The following is a 22,025-nucleotide window of genomic DNA, read 5'->3' as shown; positions in this document are numbered from 1 at the left end:
GGTCCGTACAACGGCCCGCTGTCCGTACGCCGACCGGCCGTCACCGCCGTCGGTCCTCCGCGTCCGTCGTCCGCCCGCCGGCCGTACACCGACCGCCCGTCCCTCCAACCGGCCGTACACCGACCGCCCGTCCCTCCAACCGTCCGTACACCGCTCGCCGTCCGTACGGACGATCCGCCGTACACCGATCCGCGGTACAGGGACTCGCCGTGCACCGTCGCCCGTGAAGGCTCACACCGGGGTGCGTTCGTACTGGGACTCCGCCTCCTCCAGGAGTTCGGCCGCCAAATGGTCGAGCGCACGGTCCATCCGGGCTCGGTCCACCGGGTCACTGACGTCCCAGTCCTCCAGCCGCTCGTCGAGCCAGTGCCGCCAAGCGGTGGTCAGCCGGTCGATCTCCGCCTGTCCGGCCGTCGTGAGCCGGAGCCGGTCGCCGTCCCGGTCCGCGTACCCGGCCTCCACGATCCGGTCGAACACCGGCTCCAGGACCTCCACCGGCATCCGGTGCGCGGCGGCGATCGCGTTCAGATGCGCCCCGCGCCGGAGCCGGGCGCGCCAGTGGACCTGACCGACCGCCCAGGCCTCGTCGGGGGAGAGCGGACTGCCGCACTCGGCGATGAGCTGACGGCTGACCGGCCCTTCCGCCCTGCGCATCACACTCGCCACGGCACGTGCCAGCTGCTGGTCGGCGTCCGGGGAGTCCGGCGCGGCGAACCCTTCCCCGATGTCCATGGCCCCGGCGCGTGCGCTGTCGCGCAGCGGCACCTCCTTGAGGAACAACGCCACCGCGAAGCCGACGAGCGACACCGGGACGACCCAGAGGAAGACATCGTTCACGGTGTCGGCATAGGCCTCGATGAACGGGGCCGCGCGGGCGTCGGGGAGCAGATGCAGCCCCTTGGGGCTCTGCACCAGCCCGTCCGGGACCCCCGGAGACGCGGCGTGCGCCTCGGCGAGGTTGGGCTCCAGTCTGCTGATGTACAGGCTCCCGAAGACAGCCGTACCGAAGGCACTGCCCAACGTACGGAAGAAGGTGACACCCGAGGTCGCGACGCCCAGTTCGTGGTACGGGACCGTGTTCTGCACCGCGATCGTCAGCACCTGCATGGTCAGTCCGATGCCGAGACCCAGCACGAACATATAAAGGGTCTCCAGCCACGGGCCGGTGCTCGCGCCCATGGTGGACATCAGGACCAGGCCCAACGCGGTGATCCCGGAGCCCAGAATGGGGAAGATCTTGTACCGGCCGGTGCGGCTGACCACCTCTCCGGCCAGCAGGGCGGTGGCCAGCAGTCCGATGACCATGGGCAGGGTCCGCACCCCGGACGCGGTCGCGGTGATCCCGTCGACGAACTGCAGGTAGGTCGGCAGATAGGTGAGGGCTCCGAGCAGTGCGAAGCCGACGATGAAGCTGAGGATCGAACACACCGTGAACACGGGATTCCGGAAGAGGTCCATCGGCATCATGGGCTCCCGGGCCCGCAGCTCCACGAAGACGAACGCGGTGAGCAGCACGGCGGAGCCGATGAACAGCCCGATGATCGTCACCGATCCCCAGGGGTAGGTGCTCCCGGCCCACTCCAGTCCCAGGACGAGGGCGGACGCCCCGATGGAGGCCAGCACGATGCCCGCGTAGTCGATGACCGGTCGCGACGCCGCGCGGATGACCGGGATCGTCCGGGCGGCCATGACGATCATGACGGCCGCGATGGGGACGTTGATGTAGAAGCACCAGCGCCAGGTGGCCTGGTCGGTGAAGACCCCGCCGAGGGTGGGGCCGACGACGGTGGTGATCCCGAAGATCGCACCCAGGGCGCCCTGGTACCTCCCGCGCTGCCGCAGCGGGATGACGTCGGCGATGAGTGCCATCGCGGTGACCATGAGACCGCCGCCGCCGATGCCCTGGATGGCCCGGCCCCCGATCAGCATGAGCATGTTGTTCGCGGAGCCGGCCAGGATCGAGCCGACGACGAAGACGACCGCGCTGACCTGGAAGACGACCTTGCGGCCGAACATGTCGCCGAACTTGCCGACCAGGACGGTCGCGACCGTCTCGGTGAGCAGATACGCGGTCACCACCCACGCCATGTGCCCCGCACCGCCCAGCTCCGCGACGATCGTGGGCAGCGCCGTCGAGATGATCAGCTGGTCGAGGGCGGCGAGCATCAGCCCGACGACGACCGTCACGAACACGGCGTTGGTACGGCGGCGGCTCAGCTGGGGCGGGGCGACAGGGGACTCGGCGGCCATGATCATGGCGTCCGACCTCCCTCGGCGGATCGCGTCCCCGGCACCCTGGAACGGCGTCTGCAACGGCGTCCTCTTCAGGATTTGGTCAGAAGGCCCGGCCCGCCACCCCGGATCTGTCCGGGCGATTCTCGCAGACTCGTCCCGGCCGGGGGCCGCGCTCGGTGGTACCGCCCCGACCGTAAACGCCCTCCGGCGCACCGGAGGGCGGGGCCCGGCGCGAGGTGAGCCTCTCTCGCGCGGAAGGCGCTCTTGCGAATCATTCGCAGGTAGCCACTATCATTGAACAGTTCCTCACAGCGAACCCAGCGGAGCCCCGCCATGCATGTTCCCGACGGATTCATCGACGCACCCGTGTCCGTGGCCACCGGCGCCGTCGCGGCGGTCGCGGTCGCGGTCAGTCTCCGTGGCGCCCGCCGTGAGCTGGAGGAGCGCACCGCGCCCCTGGCCGGCCTCGTCGCCGCCTTCATCTTCGCTGTTCAGATGCTCAACTTCCCCGTCGGGGTCGGCGTCAGCGGGCATCTGCTGGGCGGCGCGCTCGCGGCGATCCTCGTCGGGCCCTTCACGGGGGTGCTCTGTATCTCCGTGGTGCTGCTCATGCAGGGGATTCTGTTCGCCGACGGGGGTCTCACCGCGCTCGGCGTCAACATCACCGATATGGCCGTCGTGGCGGTTCCGGTCGCCTACGCCCTCTTCCGCGGCCTGGTGACGGTGCTGCCGCGCAGCCGTGCGTCGGTCACGGCGGCCGCGTTCGTGGCGGCCCTCGTCTCCGTACCGGCCGCCGCCGTCGCCTTCACCGGTCTCTACGCGATCGGCGGGACCGCCGATATCGCGATCGGCAAGGTCTTCGGCGCGATGGTCGGGGTCCATTTCGTAATCGGCCTCGGCGAGGCGGCGATCACCGCCCTCACGGTGGGCGCGGTGATGGCCGTACGCCCCGACCTGGTCCACGGCGCCCGCGGGCTCCAGCAGCCGCCGGCCCTGCGGACGGCTGCCCCGTCGACGCCCGTGGCGCCCGCGGACTCCACCGTCGCCGCGCCCGCCGCGTCAGGGGCAACCGCCCTCGGCGGGCGGACCCCGGAGGGCGCCACGCCGCGTTCCGAGGAGGCGAGCGCCTGATGACGCGCGCCGGAGAGAACGAGCAGAAGGCCACCGCCGCAGCACTCCAGGAGGACAGGGCCATGGCCGCCCGGCCGTCCGCATCCACGCCCGTCACCCCCACCGCGTCCGTCCCCGCGTCCGAGTCCGCGTCCGTCCCCGCGTCCGTCCCCGCGTCAGGGGCCGCCGCGTCCGAGGCCCCCGAAGCGGCCCGGAAGCGGGCCCCGTTCAGCGTCAGGCGTCTGTGGATTGTCGGCGTCCTCGCCGCGCTGCTCCTCGCGGGCGGCCTCAGCTACTACGCCTCCGCCAGCCCCGACGGCCTGGAGAAGGTCGCCGCCGACCACGGCATGGACAACAAGGTCGAGGTCCACACCGCCGCAAACTCCCCCCTCGCCGACTACCAGACCAAGAACGTCGACAACCCCCGGCTCTCCGGCGGCCTGGCGGGCGTGATCGGCGTCGGCGCGACCCTGGTCGTCGGCACCGGCGTCTTCTGGGTCGTCCGCCGCCGGACGCCGTCCTCCTCCGTGGCCGCTTCCTCCGCAGCCTCCTCCGACGTCGGCTGACATGGGAGCGGGGCACGCGCACCAGCTGTACCGGCACGGCCACTCGCCCGTGCACCGGCTCCCGGCGCACTGCAAGATCGCAGCCGTTCTCTGCTTCGTGCTGGTCGTGGTCAGCACACCGCGCGAGACGGTCTGGGCCTTCGGGCTGTACGCGCTGCTGCTCGGCGCCGTGGCCGCCGTGGCCCGGATACCCGCCGGCCTCCTGCTCAAGAGGCTCCTCATCGAGGTCCCGTTCGTGGTCGCCGCAGTGCTGATGCCGTTCGTGGCCGACGGCCCGTACGTCGAGGTGCTCGGCCTCTCGCTGAGCGAATCCGGACTCTGGGGCGCCTGGAACATCCTTGCGAAGGGCACGCTCGGCGTCGCCGCGTCCGTCCTGCTCGCCTCGACCACCGAGCTGCGTGCCCTGCTGCTCGGCCTCCAGCGGCTGCGGATGCCTCCGCTGCTGGTCCAGATCGCCTCCTTCATGATCCGTTACGGCGATGTGATCACCGATGAGATGCGCCGGATGAGGATCGCCCGGGTCTCGCGCGGCTTCGAGGCGCGCGGGATCCGGCAGTGGGGCGTGCTGGCGAAGTCGGCCGGGGCCCTCTTCATCCGCTCGTACGAGCGGGGTGAGCGGGTGCATCTCGCGATGGTCAGCCGGGGCTACGCGGGCACCATGCCGATGATCGACGACATGGCGGCGACCCGGGCCCAGTGGTCGTACGCCGCCGCCCTGCCCGCCGCGGCCCTCGCCATATGCCTGATGGGATGGACCCTGTGACCGCGACCCCCGCCTCCCCCTCTCCCGGAGTCCCCGCCTCGCTCGCCGTGAGCGGCCTCGCCTATGCCTACCCCGACGGCCACCAGGCGCTGTTCGGCGTCGATCTGACCGTGGCGCGCGGTGAGCGCGTCGCCCTCCTCGGCCCCAACGGCGCAGGCAAGACCACGCTCGTCCTGCACCTCAACGGCATCCTCTCCGGCGGGGCGGGCAGCGTCGCGGTCGCGGGCCTGCCCGTGGAGAAGCGGAATCTCGCGGAGATCCGCCGCCGCGTCGGCATCGTCTTCCAGGACCCCGACGACCAGCTCTTCATGCCCACCGTCCGCGAGGACGTCGCCTTCGGCCCGGCCGCCGCCGGGCTGCGCGGCCCGGAGCTGGAGGCCCGGGTCGTACGGGCCCTGGAGCGGGTCGGTATGGCCGCCTACGCCGACCGGCCCCCGCACCATCTCTCCTTCGGCCAGCGCCGCCGGGTCGCGGTCGCCACCGTGCTCGCCATGGAGCCGGAGATCCTGGTCCTCGACGAGCCCTCGTCCAACCTCGACCCCGCGTCGCGGCGCGAACTCGCGGACATTCTGCGGTCGCTCGATGTCACCGTGCTGATGGTCACCCACGACCTGCCCTACGCCCTGGAGCTGTGTCCGCGTTCGGTGGTGCTCAGCGGCGGTGTGATCGCCGCCGACGGCCGGACCCAGGACCTGCTGTGCGACGGGGACTTGATGCGTGCCCACCGGCTCGAGCTGCCGTTCGGTTTTGATCCGCGCTCGGTGACGGTCCCCACGGCCTGAGCCCCGCCGCTCCCCTTCCGGATGTCCGGCCGCCGGGACGGACGGCCCCCGCCGTCGGCCCGCCACCGGCGCCCAGGCACCATGGGGAGGTTGTCGGTCGAACGAGTCGTGGCAGGAGTACGCACCAGTGGTGGACGTCCAGGGCATGGTGGCGGACGGCTTCGAGCCGGTCCGGGACGCCTTCGTCCGTAACTTCGAGCAGCGCGGGGAGCGCGGAGCGGCGGTCGCCGTCCACACCCGGCGCCGGAAGGTCGTCGACCTGTGGGCGGGTACGGCGGACGCCGAGGGCTCCGCACCCTGGACACAGGACACCGCGCAGGTCGTACGGTCCGCCACCAAGGGCGTGGCGGCCGCCGTACCGCTGATGCTGCACCAGCGGGGGCTGCTCGACCTCGACGCCCCGGTGGGCACGTACTGGCCCGAGTTCAAGGCCAACGGCAAGGAGCGGGTGCTCGTACGGCATCTGCTGACGCACCGCGCCGGGCTGCCCGTCCTCGACACCCCGCTGACTCCGTCCGAGGCCACCGACGGGGTCAGCGGCCCACGGGCCGTTGCCGCGCAGGCGCCCGCGTGGGAGCCCGGCTGCGCGCACGGCTACCACGCCCAGACCTACAGCTGGCTCATCGGCGAGCTCGTCCGGCGCGTCACCGGCCGGACGATCGGACGCTGGGTGGCGGAGGAGATCGCCGGGCCGCTGGGCCTGGACCTGTGGATCGGACTGCCGGCGTCCGCGGCGGGCCGGACCGGCCGGATCGCGGATGTGGAAACCCCCACGCCGCCCGCAGCGCAGGGGCTGCGCGTCCGCCCCAAGCGCTCGGTCTCCGACGCCTACCGGGACCCGGCCACCCTGACCCGCCGCGCCTTCTCCGCCATCGACCCACTCCCCGACGAGAACGACCCCGCGTATCACACGGCCGAACTGCCCGCCTCGGGAGGCATCGCCACGGCGCGTGCCCTGGCCCGCTTCTATGCCGCGCTGATCGGTGCCCTGCCCGACGGGGGACGGCCCCTCTTCGCGCCCGCGACCCTCACCCTGGCGCGTACCGAGGAGTCCGCGGGTCCGGACCGGGTCCTCGTCGTGAACACCCGCTTCGGGCTGGGCTATATGCTCCACGGCCCCGCCTCCCCGCTGCTCTCTCCCGGCTCCTTCGGCCACCCCGGCCGCGGCGGCTCCCTGGGCTTCGCCGACCCGGAGTCCGGTACCGCCTTCGGCTATGTCACCAACGGCATGCAGCAGAACGTCACCGCCGACCCGAGGGCCCAGGCCCTGGTCCGTGCGGTCCGCGACTGTCTGGCGGCGCAGAGGGGTTGACCGGCCCGGCCCGGACCGTGGCCCGAAACGGCGCCGGGAAACCTCACTGGCCGCTCGCCCGGCGTCTTACGGCTCCGCCCGACGCATCCACCCGCACCCTCAGAGGTTCCAGGTGGGCAACGTCCCAGGAACCACGCAGAGTTGTTCTTGCCCACAGGGTCACGGGGGCGAGACCACGACCCCCTGGGCCCAACAGTTACTGCATGGGGGAATGAACATGCTCAGCACCGTACGTCGGAAGGCATCCGCCGCCCTGGTCGTCGTGGCCGCTGCCGGCACCCTGAGTGCCGCAGCCGGGCCGGTCTCCGCCGCCTCCGGGAAGCAGACCACCGTCCCGGCCGCCGCGGTGAAGGCCGCGCAGAAGCCGGACCGCTGGATCTACTGCTCGGTCGCGCCGGCCGGATCCCTGGTCATCGACTACCAGGGCAAGGGCACCGTCCCCAACCACAGCACCTGCTGGAGCGGTTCGGGGCGGACGACCAACCCCGACCAGGCGTACTTCGCCTACCAGGTGCACACCGCGAACAACCGTGGATCGCTGCATCTGAAGACCGGCACCAACGAGTGGGACAAGCCCTTCGACCGTAACCAGACCATCGATCTGCCCGCGGGCACGCTCGTCCTCGGGCTCTCGCTGAACGAGTAGGTTCCGCACGAGTCACTCGGCGGTGCCCGTCCGGTTCGGTGCGCGCGCCGGTGGCGGAGGCGACGACGGGTGGCCGACCGAGGAGAGGCCGTCTTCCCGCCGGTCCGACCGGTCGGTACGATCTGCCGGGTTCCGGCCGTACGTCGAGGAGTTGGGGGCGTTTGTCGATGACCGAGGTCCAGGGCCTGTGCGAAGCCCGCTTCAAAGGGGTGCGCGAAACCTTCCAGCAGAACTTCGACGCCCGGGGTGAGCTCGGTGCGGCAGTGGCGGTATCGGTCGACGGAGAGCCCGTCGTGGACCTCTGGGGCGGCTGGGCGGACGCGGCCCGCACCCGGCGGTGGGAGCGGGACACGCTTGCCAACGTCTGGTCGACGACCAAGGGAGTCACCGCCCTCCTCGCCCATCTGCTGGTCGAGGACGGACGGCTCGACCTGGACGCTCCGGTGGCCCGCTACTGGCCCGAGTTCGCGGCGGCGGGCAAGGAAGAGCTGCCGGTCCGGTACCTGCTGTCCCACCGTGCGGGGCTGGCGGGCCTGCGGGAGCCCACCACCGTGGCCGACCTCTACGACTGGGAGCTGACGGTCTCCCGGCTTGCGGCGACCGAGCCGTGGTGGGAGCCGGGGAGCCGTTCCGGCTATCACGCCCTCACGTACGGCTTCCTGGTCGGAGAGGTGATCCGCCGGGTGACGGGCCGGACCACGGGCGCGTATCTGCGGGAACGCGTGACCGGGCCCCTCGGCATCGACTTCACCATCGGTCTGCCGGAGTCCGAGGGCTCCCGGGTCGCGGAACTCCTGCCGCCGCGGGCGACGGCCGGCAGCGAACAGAGTGCGGTCTTCGCCCAGTTGCACCCGGCCGCGATCGCTGCCCTGTCCAACCCCGTGGTCGGGGCCGCGGACGCGAATACGGCACCCTGGCGCCGGGCCGAGCTGCCGGCCCTCAACGGCCACGGCACCGCGCGTGCGGTCGCCGCCCTGTACGGGCTCCTGGCCGGTGAGCGGGGCGTGTTCGGACGGGACGCGGTCGACCGGATCCGGGAGGGCCAGGGCCCGTGCCTGGACCTGGTCGTGGGCGCGGGGATGGGGCGCGAGACGGAGATCGCACTGGGCTGCTGGCTGAGCGGGCCCCGAGGCTCGTACGGCCCCAACCCCCGCGCCTTCGGCCACGACGGCTACGGGGGCTCCTTCGGCCTGGGCGACCCGGAAGCCGGTGTCAGCATCGGCTACGTCATGAACGCCATGGGCCCCAACATCGCGGACGACCCCCGCAAGATGGCCCTCATCGACGCCGTCTACGCCGCCCTCTGACCTCCGGTCGGGCCCGACCTGTGTCATGACCTCCTCGTGCGGTTCGGCGGCGCATGCGGAACCCGGTTGCCGGTCTGCGCCGACCGCCTCACCTCTCGTTCCCTACGGGAGCCTGATCTCCGCCCAGACGGCCTTGCCGATGCCGTGACGACGCGGGCAGACGCCCCACCTCTCGGCGAGAGCGGCCACGAGCGCCAACCCGCGCCCGTGCTCCTCATCGGCAGACGGTGTACGGGGAGTCGGCCGCTGGACACTTGCATCAGCTACTTCGACACGAAGGAGCCCGTCGTACCGTGCGAACCGGACGCCGATCTCGCGCCCCCGAGGCACACGTGCGTGGGTGTGCGCGTTGGTCATGAGCTCGGAGAGCAGTAAGCACGCGGTATCGGCGGTTTCTCCGGCGACGTCCCACGCCGCGAGCTGCGTTCGGAGGACGGCGCGGGCCAGAGGAATGCTCCGGGCGCTGCGCCTGAACTGCCAGTTTGCCTCGGAGGAGGCCTTCATCGAGGGCGGCGCGGTCGCTTCCGCCCGTACGGCTTCTGTCATGGGCGCACAGTGCTACGGCGACAAGGCCGACAACAGGGACGAGCTGTGCGACCGGACCGTTCCCCTGAGACGCTGCGTCCTACTCCTCGATATGCAGTCTCATGGCCAGATCCCTGACCGGTGAATGCCGCCTGCGTTCGCGTCCCCGGAGTTCCGTGACGAGATGGCGGGATGTGGCGTGGTAACGCATCCATTCGGGTGCGGCACGGTCGGCCGCCAGCAGGGCGCGGACGGCTCTGTCATCGCGGCTCATGTCGGCGTAGGCGAGGGCGCGGTCCACGTGATGCCTGGCCAGCCAGGTCGGCGGCAGGGAGGACATGTCAGGCAGACGCTCGGCGTGGTCGATGGCCTTGGCGGGCTCTCCCATGTCCACGTACGCATTCACCGTGGCAACGGCCGTGTTGGTGGGGCCGAAGGGCGTCGCGTAGTCCAAGCGGTCCGTACCGATCCGGGCGGCGGCGGCCGAGGCCAGGCACAGCAGGTCCCTGGCGGTGTCCTTGCGCTCGGCCCGTACGGCAGCGGTCGCGCCGCGCAGCAAGAGGATGCCCCACAGGGACAAGTCGACCGGGGACGAGCGGAAGCCCGGCTCGATCCGGGCGGCCGTTTCGACCGCCACCCGCTCCGCGTCGTCGATGCGGCCCTGCTTGGTGAAGATCCACGACAGGCACGAAATGGCCATCGTCTCCAGATGGGGATCGTCGGACTGCCGTGCGGCAGCGATGGAGTGCTCGATCGCTGTGAAGGCGGCATCCTCCTTGCCGAGACCCGCGAGCGTGGTCGCGGCAATCTGATACGCCTCAGCGAGCACCGCCTGTGCGGCGGCGCGATCGCCTTCCGTATGGGCCCGGACGGCCGCCCTCGCATCCGAGATCAATACCGGCAGCAGCGAGGTGATCTTTGTGAACTCGCCGCGGCGGCGGACGGCTTCGGTGGACCGGATCGCAGCCCGAAGCTGGGCGATGGAGGGGGGCGGCACGTCGTCGTCGGTCTCGCCGAGTCCCGGTATGTCCGCAAGGGGAGTGACGGCGCGGCGCAGCGCGAGGATGCTGGGCGGTTCCGCACCGTTGGCGGGCTCCAGCACCGTCGGCTGGCCGACGAGCACGGATGTCTCCACATCCAGGGCGCGAGCCAGTGCGTTCAGTGTGGCCAGCCGCGCGGTCCGGCGCTGGTTTTGCTCCAGCTTGCGCACGGTGTCCACGCTGAGGCGTGCCCGTTCCGCGAGCTGTTCCTGTGTCACACCGCGCCGTGTCCGCACCGCCGCCAGCCGGTCTCCGATGGTCAGAGCGTCAGCCATGGTCACCTCAGTCCGGGTCGCCATCCACGGTACGCCTGATCGGTGCCGCACTTCCCAACGTCGGGGAGTAGTCACTTGGTTGGCACCGCAGCGAATGCGCGGTGGGGGCCGCCCCGCGGAGTGCTCACCATGGTGGCGTTCGCACCGGCCTTCGCGCTTCTGAGCACTGAGGTGCCGGATGGCTCGCCTGACGGGAGGGCGTACCGGCCCCGGCGAGGATGACTCCGCCGCATTACACCGGGCTGCCGGGCGCGGTCGTCCGGCCCGGTGCCACGCGTCGCTGCCGGCGCCCGATCACGGCTTTGGCCGGGACCAGAGTGAGCCAGAACCAGAGAGCGACGGTCGGGGAGACGAAGGCGAGCGGCACGCCGATGCCGAACACCAGCACGGTCGAGCACATATCGGCGACGTCGAGGCGCCGTGCCCGGAGCGTGACCGGGTCGGCCGGGCGGCCGAGGCGCCGGTGGGAGGTGAGCAGCAGCGCGAAATGGGCCATGTTCTGGAGGGCGACGCTCCCGGAGTAGATGGCGACGGCCGCGGGTTCGTCGCCGTACTCGGCGAGCAGCGAGGTGGGGAACGGCAACAGCGCGATCAGGCCGAGGCCCAGCAGCGTGAGCCCGATGACCGTGCCGTCCACCGTGGGGAAGCCGCTCAGAATCCGGCGGTGGCCGCTCCAGAACTGCGCGATGACCGCGAAGCTCAACACGTAGGCCCCGAGGTTCGGAACGGCATCGCCCAGGGCTTCGCGGAACTCCGCGTCGTTCAGCCCGGCCGGGACCGAGATGTCGAGCACCAGCAGGGTCATGGCGATGGCGAAGACCCCGTCCGACAGGGCCGCCAGACGCTCGGCGCCCGCACCGGTCCCCGCGGCAGCTGGTGCATGATCCACGCCGTGAACGTTAGGCGTGCGGCCCTGCCGCCCGGCCTGTACGCGCCGCCGCGTCCGGAACTCCGCCACGAAGTGGTGAGTACGTGACGACGGCGCGGTGTCCTCCCACGGGCCGCCCGGCCGACGGGGAACTCGGCCGCGCGCGCGATCCGTCGCGGCTCAGCCGCGGAGCAGTTGTGCCACCAGCGGGCCGGCCGACTCACCGCCGTGGCCGCCTTCCGGGACCACCGCCGCAGCGGCCAGATCGCCCCGGTAGGCCGTGAACCAGCCGTTCGGCTTCTTCTGCCCGTCGACCTCCGCCGACCCCGTCTTGGCGCCGGTGTCGCCGCCGAGTCCGGCCATCGCCTCCGCGGCCGTGCCCTGGGTCGCGGTGAGGTGCATCAACTTGCGCAGCTGCTGCGCGGCTTCCGGGGAGAGGGAGCGGGACGCCTTGGCCAGCTGCCGGTTGTCGACCGACGGGGAGACGAGGAACGGCTGGTGGAAGGAGCCCGTACGGACGGTGGAGGCGACCGACGCCATGGTGAGCGGGTTCATCCGGACGCCGCCCTGGCCGATCAGCGACGCCGCCTTGGGCGCGTCGGTCTGCACCGGTACGGCGCCGTCGAAGGAGGGCACACCGGTCTGCCAGTTCAGCCCGATCCCGAAGATGTCCCGGGCCTCCTGCGTCAGCGCGTCGTCACCGAACTTCGCGGCCTGGCTGATGAAGGCGGTGTTGCAGGAGCGGGCGAAGCTCTGCTCGAACGTGCCGTTCTTGATTTCGAACTTCTTGTCGTTCTGGAACTTCCAGCCGCCGTACGCCGCGTACTTGGGGCACGGGTGCTGCTTGCCCCAGGCGGCCAGCTCCTTGTCGATGAGCAGCGCGGACGAGATGATCTTCATGGTCGAGCCGGGGGCCAGGGAGCCCTGCAGCGCGGTGTTGTAGCCCTCGGCCGGCGAGTTGGCGACAGCGAGGATCTCGCCGGTGCTCGGCTTCATGACCACCGCGGCCGCCTTGCTGTGCTTGCTCACCGCCTGCTCGGCCTTGGTCTGCATCGCGGCGTCGAGGGTCGTACGGAGGGTGCCGGGCGTGCCCTTGGAGAGGACCTTCAGGGTCTCGTCGGGCTGCTCGGCGTTCTTCTCGGTAGCGTCCGCCGTGGTCGTGCCGTCCGCCGGTCTGGTGCCGTTGGCGCGGGCGATCCACAGCTCCACACCGGCCGTACCGCCCGCCTTGTCGCCGTACCGCTCGCGCAGGTTGTCGAGCACCCCGGCCAGCGCCGGGTGGTCCTTCTCGGTCAGCTCCGTGCCGTTGTGGTCCACGGCCTTGATGGGCGGGGCCTCGGCCTCGCCCGTCTTGAGGGAGTCGCCGTCGCGGAGCTTGGGGTGGACCACGGACGGCCGCCAGTCGACCAGGGCCCGTCCGGTCTTCTTCGCGCGTACGACGGCGAGTTCGGAGTCATACGTCCAGGTGGCCTTCTGACCGCCGTAGGAGATCACCGCGTTGACGCTGAACGGCACCGTGGTGCCCGTGCTCCGGCCCGCTTCGAGCGTCACGTCGGAGATGTGCGCGTCCTTGCGGTAGCCCGTGAGCGCCTCGGCCGCGGCTTCGTTGTCGTCCGTGAGGGACGCGGCCCGGGCCGCGTGGCCCGAACTCCACGCGGCGAGGAAGTCCCGCGCGGTCTTCCTGACCTCGGCCGCGCTGGGCGGCCCGGTCTTGACCGGGGCCGGCTTGGCGTCCGATGCCGATTCGTCCGCCGGACTGCCCATCAGGGCGTACGCGCCGTACCCAGCGGCCCCCATCATCGCGGCTACGACTCCGCCGATGACAGCGACCTTCCCGCCACTCCGCATTGGAGAAACCCCCACAGTGTCTCTCTGACCTCTTAATCAATTGATTAAGAGCGCGACCGCGGCGCACTCTACGCGATTACACCCAGGTGTCCAGCCACATACGGTTCCGCCAGGACTCCACCGGCAGCGGCTGCCCAGTGTAAAGCGGGAAGAAGTAGATGAAGTTCCACACGATGAGCAGGACGAGCACGCCCGCGCCGACCGCACCCAGCGCCCGCCGGCGCTCGCTCGAACCCGGCGGGCCCAGGAAGGCCCCGATCATCATCGCCACGGCCAGGCAGAGGAACGGCACGAACACCACGGCGTAGAACAGGAAAATCGTCCGTTCCTGGTACATGAACCAGGGGAGCCAGCCCGCCGCGATGCCGCACAGGATCGCGCCCGCCCGCCAGTCCCGCCGGAACGCCCAGCGGTAGAGCATGTACAGCACGGCGAAGCACGCCGTCCACCAGAGCAGCGGGGTGCCGATCGCCAGGACCTCGCGTGCGCACTTGCCCGCCGTGTCCGCGGGGCAGCCGTCCTTGCCGGCGTCCGGAGACTCGTAGAAGTACGAGACCGGGCGGCCCAGCACGAGCCAGCTCCACGGGTTGGACTGGTAGGTGTGCGGCGAGGTCAGACCGACGTGGAAGTTGTAGACCTCCGACTGGTAGTGCCAGAGGCTGCGCAGCGGGCCGGGCAGCCAGCTCCAGGCGCCGCCCTGGTGGCCGCCCGTCTCCGCCCAGTCGCGGAAGTAGCCGCCCTTCGTGGCGAACCAGCCCGCCCAGGACGCGATATATGTCACCACCGCCACCGGCACCAGCGACGAGAACGCGGGAAGCAGATCGCGACGGGCCATCGAGCGGTACGGGCGCCGGGCGCCGGCCGTGCGGCGCGCGGCGGCGTCCCACAGCACGGTGAGGAGGCCGAAGGCAGCCAGGACGTAGAGCCCGTTCCACTTCGTGGCGCAGGCCAGGCCCAGACACAGTCCGGCCGCCAGCCGGCACGGCCGCCACCCGAGCCCCAGCCGGTCGCCCACCTGCGCGTCCGGCCGCAGGACCCCGCTCTCGTCCGCGGGCAGTGCCGCCGCCAGCCGGGCCCTGGTCCGGTCCCGGTCCAGCAGCAGGCAGCCGAAGGCCGCCAGCACCCAGAACATCAGCACCAGGTCGAGCAGCGCCGTACGGCTCATCACGAAGTGCAGACCGTCCACGGCGAGCAGCCCGCCCGCCAGACAGCCGAGCGCGGTCGACCGGAACAGCCGCCGCCCGATGCGGCAGAGCATCAGCACGGAGAGCGTTCCGAGGACGGCGAGCATGAAGCGCCAGCCGAACGGATGCAGCCCGAAGACGGACTCGCCCAGGGCGATGGTCCACTTGCCGACGGGGGGATGGACGACGTACGAGTGCTCGGGGCTGAGCGGGATCCGTTGCGGGTCGGCCAGGATCAGATCGTTGGCGTTCTTGGGCCAGGTGCCCTCGTAGCCGTACTGGAGCAGCGACCAGGCGTCCTTGGCGTAGTACGTCTCATCGAATATCACGGCGTTCGGGCTGCCCAGGTGCCAGAACCGCAGCAGACCCGCGATCAGCGCGACGAGGACCGGACCGCACCAGCCGGACCAGCGGGCGAGCCGCTGTGCGGCCGCCGGGCCGATGCCCAGCATGGTCCACAGCCCGGTGCCCGGGGCGGGGAACGGGGGCACCAGCCGGTCCCGCAGCGACGTCCGCGGCCGGTCCACATGCCCGTATCGGCGCAGCCGCAGCTGCCAGGCGGTCGGCTTCGGCTGCGGGGCCGCCGCACCGGTGGGCTGTTCGCCGAGCACCTGCGGGGCTCCTGTCGCGGTGTCACTGGTGGTCACCGCGCCATCGTAGGGAACGCGACTGGGCGATGGTGCCTCCCGGCCCCGGAAGGGGACCGGCCGGGTGCCGCGGACGCCCGGCCCGGGTGCCGTGGGCTGCCGGAAACCCTGGGTGTCGGGCCGCCTGCGTCCCTCGGGGCCGGGACTGTCGAGACGCGCGGTGTCCGGGACCGCCGGAGCCGTGGTGTCGGGGACTGCCGGAGCCGTGGTGTCGGGGACTGTCGGAGCCCGGTGCGGCGCGGCCGAACCCCGGGTGGCCGGTCATGTCGCCCCCGGAAGTCGGGGCGGGGTGCCCCGCGGCTGTCGAACCCGGTGCCGGGGACCGCCCGGGCTGCGCCGTCCGGAGCCGTCCGGGCACGGACGCCCCGGTCCTGGGGCGCCCTGCGAGGATGGGGAGGTGACTGGAACGCTGGTACTCGCAGGGACCCCCATCGGCGACATCGCGGACGCCCCGCCCCGCCTCGCCACCGAGCTGGCCGCCGCCGATGTGGTGGCCGCCGAGGACACCCGGCGGCTGCGCCGGCTGACCCAGGCCCTGGGCGTCCAGCCGGCGGGCCGGATCGTGTCGTACTTCGAGGGCAATGAGTCCGCCCGCACCCCCGAGCTGGTCGAGGCCCTCACCGGCGGGGCGCGTGTGCTGCTGGTCACCGACGCCGGGATGCCGTCCGTGTCCGACCCCGGCTACCGGCTCGTCGCCGCCGCCGTCGAGCAGGAGATCAAGGTCACCGCGGTCCCCGGCCCCTCCGCCGTCCTCACCGCACTGGCGCTCTCGGGCCTCCCCGTCGACCGCTTCTGCTTCGAGGGCTTCCTGCCCCGCAAGGCGGGCGAACGCCTCGGCCGCCTCCGTGAGGTCGCCGACGAGCGCCGCACGCTCGTCTATTTCGAGGCCCCGCACCGCCTGGACGACACGCTCGCCGCCATGGCCGAGGTCTTCGGCGCCGACCGGCGTGCCGCGGTGTGCCGAGAGCTGACCAAGACCTATGAGGAGGTCCGGCGCGGACCGCTGAAGGATCTCGCCGCATGGGCCGCCGAGGGCGTACGCGGAGAGATCACCGTCGTCGTCGAGGGCGCCGCCGCGCCGGGCCCGCAGGATCTGGACCCGGCCGAGCTGGCCGGGCGGGTCGCGGTGCGTGAAGAAGCGGGGGAACGGCGCAAGGAGGCCATCGCGGCGGTCGCGGCGGAGGCGGGCGTACCCAAGCGCGAGGTCTTCGATGCGGTGGTGGCGGCAAAGAATGCGCAGCGAACGGGACCATCGGAAGGTAAAGGACTAATCTGATAAGCAAAGGCCCCACCGCGTATGGGGCGCTTTGCACAACCGACCCCAAAATCTGCACCAACAGGTGGCAGGGGCTGCTGTGTTCCCGCCGGGTCGGGCGTCCACTGGATGTGGGACGTCCCGGTCCCGGAGACCTTGTCCTGTGGACAAGAGGAGCTGGCATGAGTGAGATCGCAGACACCTCGCGCGGTGTTCCCCCGATGCCCCGCAACGGGGAGGCGGGCCCGCCCACGCACGAGGCCTACTCCTTCGCCTGTATGCGGTGCGGCCACGGTTGGGAGCAGGCGTACGAGATACGCCACCACGCGGACGCCCAGGGGCGCGCCGTCGTCACCTACTATGCGAACGGCAAGCGCGTCCCCTCCCCGCTGACCCGTCCCACCTGCATCAACTGTGACGGCCATGTGGTCCGCATCATGCGGTCGGGCCAGATCCCGACGGCCGCGGCAGCGCTGGAACAACAGGGCATCGCGGGGCCGCTGCTCTCCGCGAGGGCCCCGATGGAACCGCCTGTGCCGACCGCCGCCGAGCCCGTGACCCGGCCCGGGGCCGAGCCTGCCGCCCAGCCCGCCGCCGAGCCCGTGGCCCAGGGCGCCCGCGAGCCCGCCGTCGCCGCTCCGAGCGATGAGGACCGGCCCGGCCCGGAGGGCGAGTCCCACCACCGGCACCTCTCCGACCTGCTGCACGTCTTCCACCGCAAGTGACCGTCCGCGGGCGGATACGGGTCACTGGATCCGCCCGCATAGGATCGCCGCCATGGCGGCAACAGCATCGACGGGCGGAAGCGGAAGCGGCGGCGGCAGGAAGAACGGCGGCGCGGACGACAAGGCGGCTCCGCCTCCGCTGCCCGAGCCGCTGCGCGTGCCCGTGGCCGACTCCCACACCCACCTCGACATGCAGAGCGGCACGGTCGAGGAGGCGCTCGCCAAGGCCGCCTCGGTCGGCGTCACGACCCTGATCCAGGTCGGCTGCGATGTGAACGGCTCCCACTGGGCGGCCGACACGGCGGCCGCGTACGAGAGCGTCTGGGCGACCGTGGCGCTGCACCCCAACGAAGCCCCGCGCATCGTCCTCGGCGACCCCGACGGCTGGTCCCGCCAGGGGGCCAGGGAGCCCGGCGGGGAAGCCGCCCTCGACGCGGCGCTCGCCGAGATCGACACCCTCGCCGCGCTGCCGCAGGTACGCGGCGTGGGCGAGACGGGCCTCGACCGCTTCCGCACCGGCCCCGACGGCATGGCCGCGCAGGAACTGTCCTTCCGCCGCCATGTCGACATCGCCAAACGGCACGGGAAGGCGCTGGTCATCCACGACCGGGAGGCGCACGACGATGTGTTGCGCGTCCTGGCCGAGGAAGGTGCGCCCGAGACCGTCGTCTTCCACTGCTACTCCGGTGACGCCGAGATGGCCAAGGTCTGCGCCGAGCACGGCTATCTGATGTCCTTCGCGGGCAACGTCACCTTCAAGAACGCCCAGCCGCTGCGGGACGCGCTTGCCGTGGCCCCGCTGGACCTGCTCCTGGTGGAGACCGACGCGCCTTTCCTCACCCCGGCGCCGTACCGCGGACGGCCTAACGCCCCCTATCTCGTTCCGGTCACGCTGCGTGCCATGGCCGAGGTGAAGGGCGTCGACGAGGACGCGCTGGCCGCCGCCGTGGCCGCCAACACCGCCCGCGCCTTCGGCTACTGACAACGCCCGCCCGCGGCCTGTGAACCACCGGACCGGACACACGCTGTAGTCGTACAACTTTGGAGAGTGACGATTCCTCCGCTACAGTCCCGGCCCGACAGCCGGATCTGGGGCACCTCCCAGCGGTAGCCGGGGGAGGGAGCGTCGTGAGGAATGCACAGGGCAGCCACCGGGCTGCGCGCAGCGGCCGCCACAGCCGCACCCAGGCCGCGCAGACCTACGCCGCGCCGCCCGCGTACGACCCGTACGAGCCGCAGGGGCCGGTGCCGAAGGGCCGCTATGCGCCGTACGCCCCGTCCGCTCCGTACGGCCGGCCGGCCGAGGCCGGAAGACCGTCCGAGACCGGAAGACCGTCCGAGGCCGGATACGAGGCTGCGGAGCAACGGACCGACCGCGTCCCCCGCCAATACCCACCCCTCGTCCGGCCGGCCGGCTTCGCGCCGGCCGGCGCCGTCGGAGGGCGGGCCGCCGCGCGCCTCGCCGCCCGCCGCAAGCGCGCCGCCGAGCGCCCCGAGGCCCTGCGCCGTCTGGTGCCGCAGGCGCTCGTCGTGGCCTTCCTGGCCGGTGGCACCTCCGCGTTCATCGCGCAGGACAAGTCGATCAAGCTCAGTGTCGACGGCGTCCCCCGGACCCTGCACACCTTCGCCGACGACGTCGAGGAACTCCTGGACGAGGAGGGCGTCCCCTACGGCGCGCACGACATCGTCGCACCCGCCCCCGGGCAGGCGCTGGCCGCCGGGGAGGAGGTCGTCGTCCGCTACGGCCGGCCGGTCACCCTCACCCTCGACGGCCGGCGTCAGCAGGTGTGGACCACGGCCCGCACGGTCGCCGGGGCACTGCGCCAGCTCGGGGTACGTGCCGACGGCGCGTACCTCTCCGCCTCGCGCCACTCCGCGATCTCCCGCCGCGGCCTCTCCCTCGACGTATGGACGGAGCGCACCCTCACCTTCATGGCCGACGGGCGGGAACACACCCTCCGTACGAACGCCGCCACCGTCCGGGAGGCCGTCGAGGAGGCGGGCATCGTGCTGCACGGCGAGGACACCACCTCCGTACCGCCCGACAGCTTCCCGCGCGACGGCCAGACGATCTCGGTCCTGCGGATCACCCGGGGCGAGCAGGTACGGGAGCAGCCGATCCCCTACCGGAGGGTCGAGCACGCCGACCCCCACCTCTTCAGCGGGACCGAGGTCGTCGACCAGCAGGGGCGGCAGGGTGCCAAGCGCGTCACGTACGAGGTGCGCACCGTCAACGGGGTGAAGCAGAAGCCGAGGAAGCTGCGGTCGGACGTCGTCCGCAAGCCCGTGGACGAGGTGGTACGGGTGGGCACGGCGCCGGTGCCCGCGTCGGTCGCCGGTGCGGACGGGCTGAACTGGGCGGCGATGGCGCGCTGCGAGTCGGGTGGACGGCCGGGGGCGGTGGACGCGTCGGGCACGTACGGCGGTCTGTACCAGTTCGACACCCCGACCTGGCAGGCGCTGGGCGGCCGGGGCCGGCCGCAGGACGCCCCGGCCGCGGAACAGACATACCGGGCCAAGAAGCTGTATGTGCAAAGGGGGGCGAGTCCCTGGCCGCACTGCGGCCGTAAGCTTCACCAGTGAGCACCAGCCCCACCCCTGACGAGCCCGGCCCTCTCCTGGGCCCCGCCGACATCCGCGAACTCGCCGCCGCTCTGGGCGTACGCCCCACCAAACAGCGCGGCCAGAACTTCGTCATCGACGCCAACACGGTCCGCCGGATCGTACGGACGGCGCAGGTGCGGCCGGACGACGTGGTCGTGGAGATCGGGCCGGGGCTCGGGTCGCTGACCCTGGCGCTGCTGGAGACCGCGGACCGGGTGACGGCGGTCGAGATCGACGACGTCCTCGCCGCGGCCCTCCCGTCGACCGTCGAGGCGCGCCTTCCGCAACGGGCGGACCGCTTCGCGCTGGTGCACGCGGACGCGATGACGGTGGACGAACTGCCGGGGCCCGCGCCGACCGCGCTGGTCGCCAACCTGCCGTACAACGTCGCCGTTCCCGTGCTGCTGCACATGCTGGCGACCTTTCCGACGATCGAGCGGACGCTGGTGATGGTGCAGTCGGAGGTCGCCGACCGGCTCGCGGCGTCACCCGGTTCGAAGGTGTACGGCGTGCCCTCCGTCAAAGCCCGGTGGTACGCGCACGTGAAGCGGGCCGGTGCCATCGGGCGCACCGTCTTCTGGCCCGCGCCGAACGTCGACTCGGGCCTCGTCTCGCTCGTCCGCCGGTCCGAGCCGCTGAAGACGACGGCCTCCCGCGAGGAGGTCTTCGCGGTCGTCGACGCGGCCTTCGCACAGCGGCGCAAGACGCTGCGGGCGGCACTCGCCGGATGGGCGGGCTCCGCCGCCGCGGCCGAGGCGGCGCTGGTCGCGGCCGGTGTCTCCCCGCAGGCACGGGGGGAGTCGCTGACGGTGGAGGAGTTCGCCCGCATCGCGGAGGCCAAGGCGGAGATCAAGGGAGCCGGGCTGTGAGCACATCCGTGACCGCACGCGTCCCCGCCAAGGTCAACGTCCAGCTCGCGGTGGGCGGACTGCGCCCGGACGGCTTCCACGACCTGGCCAATGTCTTCCTCGCCGTGGGCCTCTACGACGAGATCACCGTCACCTCGCCGGGCGGCGGGGGCACGGCCGGCACCCCGCGGATCACCGTGTCCGGCCCGGACGCCGCGCAGGTCCCCCTGGACCGTACGAACCTGGCGGCGCGCGCCGCCGAACTGCTCGCCGCCCGGCACGGCATCACACCGGATGTGCACATCCATATCGCCAAGGACATCCCTGTCGCCGGGGGCATGGCGGGCGGCAGCGCGGACGGCGCGGGCGCCCTGGTGGCCTGCGACGCCCTGTGGGGCACCGGCGCGTCCCGGGCCGAACTCCTGGAAATCTGCGCCGAGTTGGGCAGCGACGTGCCGTTCAGCCTGGTCGGCGGCGCCGCGCTCGGGCGGGGACGCGGTGAGCGGCTCACCCCCCTCGACGTCGGCGGCACCTTCCACTGGGTCTTCGCGGTGGCCGACGGAGGCCTGTCGACCCCGGCCGTCTACCGGGAATGCGACCGGCTGCGCGAGGCCGCGTTCGCCCGGAGGACGGTCCCCGGGACCCCGCCGGACAGCGCCGGGGCCCCCGGGGGAACGACTCCCGGCCCCCAGGTGGGCCTGGGCGCCGGGACCGACCACATCCCCGACCCGGAACCCTCCCCGGCCCTGCTGGACGCCCTGGCCGAGGGTGACCTCCCGGCCCTGGCGTCGGCGTTGATGGCTGGGGGCTCCAGCAACGACCTCCAGGCGGCCGCGGTTTCGCTCCGCCCCTCCCTCGCCGACACCCTGGCGGCCGGGGCGAAGGCCGGAGCCCTGGCCTCCCTCGTCTCCGGCTCCGGCCCGACGTGCGCATTCCTGACCACGGACGAGCGGGCGGCCGAGGCGGTGGCCGAAGCCCTGGTGGCCTCGGGAACCTGCCGCGCGGCCCGAGTGGCCTCGAGCCCCGCGGCGGGGGCGACTCTGCTGTAGCTCTCCGGGCGGGCCGCGTTCCAGCCCCTCGGGCGGGGCCAGCCGGAGAAGCCTCCCGGCCGCGCCGCGGTGCACCGGCATGACGCCATGGGCAGCCGGCCATCGCTGTGGGGAGAGCGCTCATCGGCTCAGCGCGGGCTCTGGGGTCAGGTCACTCTTCCGACCTCTGACCGGAGTTGCGCGTACCTACGCGAACTCCCAGCCGACATCCGGGCACTGCCACGCACCACCGTGAGCGTGCGCCCTCGTGCCCCGGCGCGGCGGCCCGCGTCCTTTCGTGTGGCGGCGGCCTCTGGCCTGGCGGGAGTGCCGGGCGGACTGCCGGGTAGGGGCGTATGCCTCGGGGGACCACGTGGTCTCGGCGATTGCCACGCGAGGCAGAGCATCGGTCCGTGGACCGGATGAAGGATCACGCACGTTGCCCGTCCGGCACGGT

The 22,025-nt window shown here is 72.2% G+C and carries 17 protein-coding genes and 2 pseudogenes; 13 read left to right on the top strand and 6 right to left on the bottom strand.

The features are described 5' to 3' along the window. Positions 1-231: 231 nt before the first annotated feature. Positions 232-2,256: a DHA2 family efflux MFS transporter permease subunit gene (locus ACTWQE_RS21930; protein ID WP_443330717.1), complete on the bottom strand. Its 2,025-nt coding sequence runs from the start codon at positions 2,254-2,256 to the stop codon at positions 232-234. Positions 2,257-2,568: 312 nt separating this feature from the next. On the opposite strand from ACTWQE_RS21930, the pseudogene ACTWQE_RS21925 reads away from it, so the two are divergent. The 7 genes and pseudogenes from ACTWQE_RS21925 to ACTWQE_RS21895 form a co-directional block, all read left to right on the top strand. After that, a pseudogene (locus tag ACTWQE_RS21925) lies at positions 2,569-3,297 on the top strand (energy-coupling factor ABC transporter permease); the annotation flags it as partial. 248 nt (positions 3,298-3,545) lie between these two features. Beyond that, positions 3,546-3,911 (top strand): annotated as a pseudogene (locus ACTWQE_RS21920) (PDGLE domain-containing protein); the annotation flags it as partial. 1 nt (position 3,912) lies between these two features. Next, complete coding sequence (gene cbiQ / locus ACTWQE_RS21915) at positions 3,913-4,674, top strand: cobalt ECF transporter T component CbiQ (RefSeq protein ID WP_443330716.1); 762 nt, start codon at positions 3,913-3,915, stop codon at positions 4,672-4,674. Continuing rightward, positions 4,662-5,456 carry an energy-coupling factor ABC transporter ATP-binding protein gene (locus tag ACTWQE_RS21910; protein WP_443330715.1) on the top strand — a complete coding sequence of 265 codons (795 nt, stop codon included), beginning with the start codon at positions 4,662-4,664 and terminating at the stop codon, positions 5,454-5,456. The genes cbiQ and ACTWQE_RS21910 overlap by 13 nt, the downstream gene beginning before the upstream one ends. Before the next feature lie 145 nt (positions 5,457-5,601). Further along, entirely contained in the window at positions 5,602-6,768 is a 1,167-nt protein-coding gene (locus tag ACTWQE_RS21905) for a serine hydrolase domain-containing protein (RefSeq protein WP_443330720.1), read from the top strand. Positions 6,769-6,985: 217 nt separating this feature from the next. Then, entirely contained in the window at positions 6,986-7,414 is a 429-nt protein-coding gene (locus ACTWQE_RS21900) for a hypothetical protein (protein WP_443330714.1), read from the top strand. 167 nt (positions 7,415-7,581) lie between these two features. Beyond that, positions 7,582-8,721, top strand: coding sequence for a serine hydrolase domain-containing protein (locus tag ACTWQE_RS21895; RefSeq protein ID WP_443330719.1), 1,140 nt, complete (start codon positions 7,582-7,584; stop codon positions 8,719-8,721). A 102-nt stretch (positions 8,722-8,823) separates the two neighbouring features. On the opposite strand, the gene ACTWQE_RS21890 is transcribed toward ACTWQE_RS21895, so the two are convergent. From ACTWQE_RS21890 to ACTWQE_RS21870, 5 genes are all read right to left on the bottom strand, one after another. Next, positions 8,824-9,267 carry an ATP-binding protein gene (locus tag ACTWQE_RS21890; protein ID WP_443330713.1) on the bottom strand — a complete coding sequence of 148 codons (444 nt, stop codon included), beginning with the start codon at positions 9,265-9,267 and terminating at the stop codon, positions 8,824-8,826. Between the two features lie 79 nt (positions 9,268-9,346). After that, the gene (locus tag ACTWQE_RS21885; RefSeq protein ID WP_443330712.1) at positions 9,347-10,561 is read right to left on the bottom strand and encodes a helix-turn-helix domain-containing protein; all 1,215 of its coding nucleotides are present in this window, start codon (positions 10,559-10,561) and stop codon (positions 9,347-9,349) included. 232 nt (positions 10,562-10,793) lie between these two features. Further along, a complete protein-coding gene (locus ACTWQE_RS21880; RefSeq protein ID WP_443330711.1) occupies positions 10,794-11,450 on the bottom strand; it encodes a TMEM175 family protein in 657 nt (218 codons plus the stop codon). Between the two features lie 159 nt (positions 11,451-11,609). Beyond that, positions 11,610-13,277 carry a penicillin-binding transpeptidase domain-containing protein gene (locus ACTWQE_RS21875; RefSeq protein WP_443330710.1) on the bottom strand — a complete coding sequence of 556 codons (1,668 nt, stop codon included), beginning with the start codon at positions 13,275-13,277 and terminating at the stop codon, positions 11,610-11,612. Positions 13,278-13,353: 76 nt separating this feature from the next. Continuing rightward, positions 13,354-15,108, bottom strand: coding sequence for a dolichyl-phosphate-mannose--protein mannosyltransferase (locus tag ACTWQE_RS21870; protein WP_443330709.1), 1,755 nt, complete (start codon positions 15,106-15,108; stop codon positions 13,354-13,356). 397 nt (positions 15,109-15,505) lie between these two features. Between ACTWQE_RS21870 and rsmI the strand changes: the two genes are divergently transcribed. From rsmI to ACTWQE_RS21840, 6 genes are all read left to right on the top strand, one after another. Next, positions 15,506-16,384 (top strand): 16S rRNA (cytidine(1402)-2'-O)-methyltransferase, encoded by an 879-nt coding sequence (rsmI, locus tag ACTWQE_RS21865; RefSeq protein ID WP_443330708.1) that lies wholly within the window; start codon positions 15,506-15,508, stop codon positions 16,382-16,384. Between the two features lie 161 nt (positions 16,385-16,545). After that, on the top strand, positions 16,546-17,088 hold the full coding sequence (locus ACTWQE_RS21860) for a hypothetical protein (protein ID WP_443330707.1): 543 nt from the start codon (positions 16,546-16,548) through the stop codon (positions 17,086-17,088). A gap of 52 nt (positions 17,089-17,140) precedes the next feature. Continuing rightward, the gene (locus ACTWQE_RS21855) at positions 17,141-18,070 is read left to right on the top strand and encodes a TatD family hydrolase (protein WP_443330706.1); all 930 of its coding nucleotides are present in this window, start codon (positions 17,141-17,143) and stop codon (positions 18,068-18,070) included. 146 nt (positions 18,071-18,216) lie between these two features. Then, positions 18,217-19,671, top strand: a complete 1,455-nt coding sequence (locus ACTWQE_RS21850) for a ubiquitin-like domain-containing protein (protein WP_443330705.1) — start codon at positions 18,217-18,219, stop codon at positions 19,669-19,671. Beyond that, positions 19,668-20,561: a 16S rRNA (adenine(1518)-N(6)/adenine(1519)-N(6))-dimethyltransferase RsmA gene (gene rsmA, locus ACTWQE_RS21845; protein WP_443330704.1), complete on the top strand. Its 894-nt coding sequence runs from the start codon at positions 19,668-19,670 to the stop codon at positions 20,559-20,561. Before ACTWQE_RS21850 ends, rsmA begins: the two co-directional genes overlap by 4 nt. Beyond that, positions 20,558-21,589 (top strand): 4-(cytidine 5'-diphospho)-2-C-methyl-D-erythritol kinase, encoded by a 1,032-nt coding sequence (locus ACTWQE_RS21840; RefSeq protein WP_443330703.1) that lies wholly within the window; start codon positions 20,558-20,560, stop codon positions 21,587-21,589. The genes rsmA and ACTWQE_RS21840 overlap by 4 nt, the downstream gene beginning before the upstream one ends. Positions 21,590-22,025 lie beyond the last annotated feature (436 nt).

The organism is Streptomyces sp. 8N706 (genome assembly GCF_052245415.1).
GTDB lineage: Bacteria > Actinomycetota > Actinomycetes > Streptomycetales > Streptomycetaceae > Streptomyces.
This window is presented reverse-complemented; position numbering and strand designations above follow the sequence as displayed.

Bases quoted from the DNA above. Each gene is read 5' to 3' on its own strand.
- ACTWQE_RS21885 (WP_443330712.1), bottom strand. From the start codon at position 10,561: ATGGCTGACGCTCTGACCATCGGAGACCGGCTGGCGGCGGTGCGGACA.
- ACTWQE_RS21895 (WP_443330719.1), top strand. From the start codon at position 7,582: ATGACCGAGGTCCAGGGCCTGTGCGAAGCCCGCTTCAAAGGGGTGCGC.
- ACTWQE_RS21875 (WP_443330710.1), bottom strand. From the start codon at position 13,277: ATGCGGAGTGGCGGGAAGGTCGCTGTCATCGGCGGAGTCGTAGCCGCG.
- ACTWQE_RS21900 (WP_443330714.1), top strand. From the start codon at position 6,986: ATGCTCAGCACCGTACGTCGGAAGGCATCCGCCGCCCTGGTCGTCGTG.
- ACTWQE_RS21890 (WP_443330713.1), bottom strand. From the start codon at position 9,267: ATGACAGAAGCCGTACGGGCGGAAGCGACCGCGCCGCCCTCGATGAAG.
- ACTWQE_RS21910 (WP_443330715.1), top strand. From the start codon at position 4,662: ATGGACCCTGTGACCGCGACCCCCGCCTCCCCCTCTCCCGGAGTCCCC.
- ACTWQE_RS21905 (WP_443330720.1), top strand. From the start codon at position 5,602: ATGGTGGCGGACGGCTTCGAGCCGGTCCGGGACGCCTTCGTCCGTAAC.
- cbiQ (WP_443330716.1), top strand. From the start codon at position 3,913: ATGGGAGCGGGGCACGCGCACCAGCTGTACCGGCACGGCCACTCGCCC.
- ACTWQE_RS21930 (WP_443330717.1), bottom strand. From the start codon at position 2,256: ATGATCATGGCCGCCGAGTCCCCTGTCGCCCCGCCCCAGCTGAGCCGC.
- ACTWQE_RS21855 (WP_443330706.1), top strand. From the start codon at position 17,141: ATGGCGGCAACAGCATCGACGGGCGGAAGCGGAAGCGGCGGCGGCAGG.
- ACTWQE_RS21860 (WP_443330707.1), top strand. From the start codon at position 16,546: ATGAGTGAGATCGCAGACACCTCGCGCGGTGTTCCCCCGATGCCCCGC.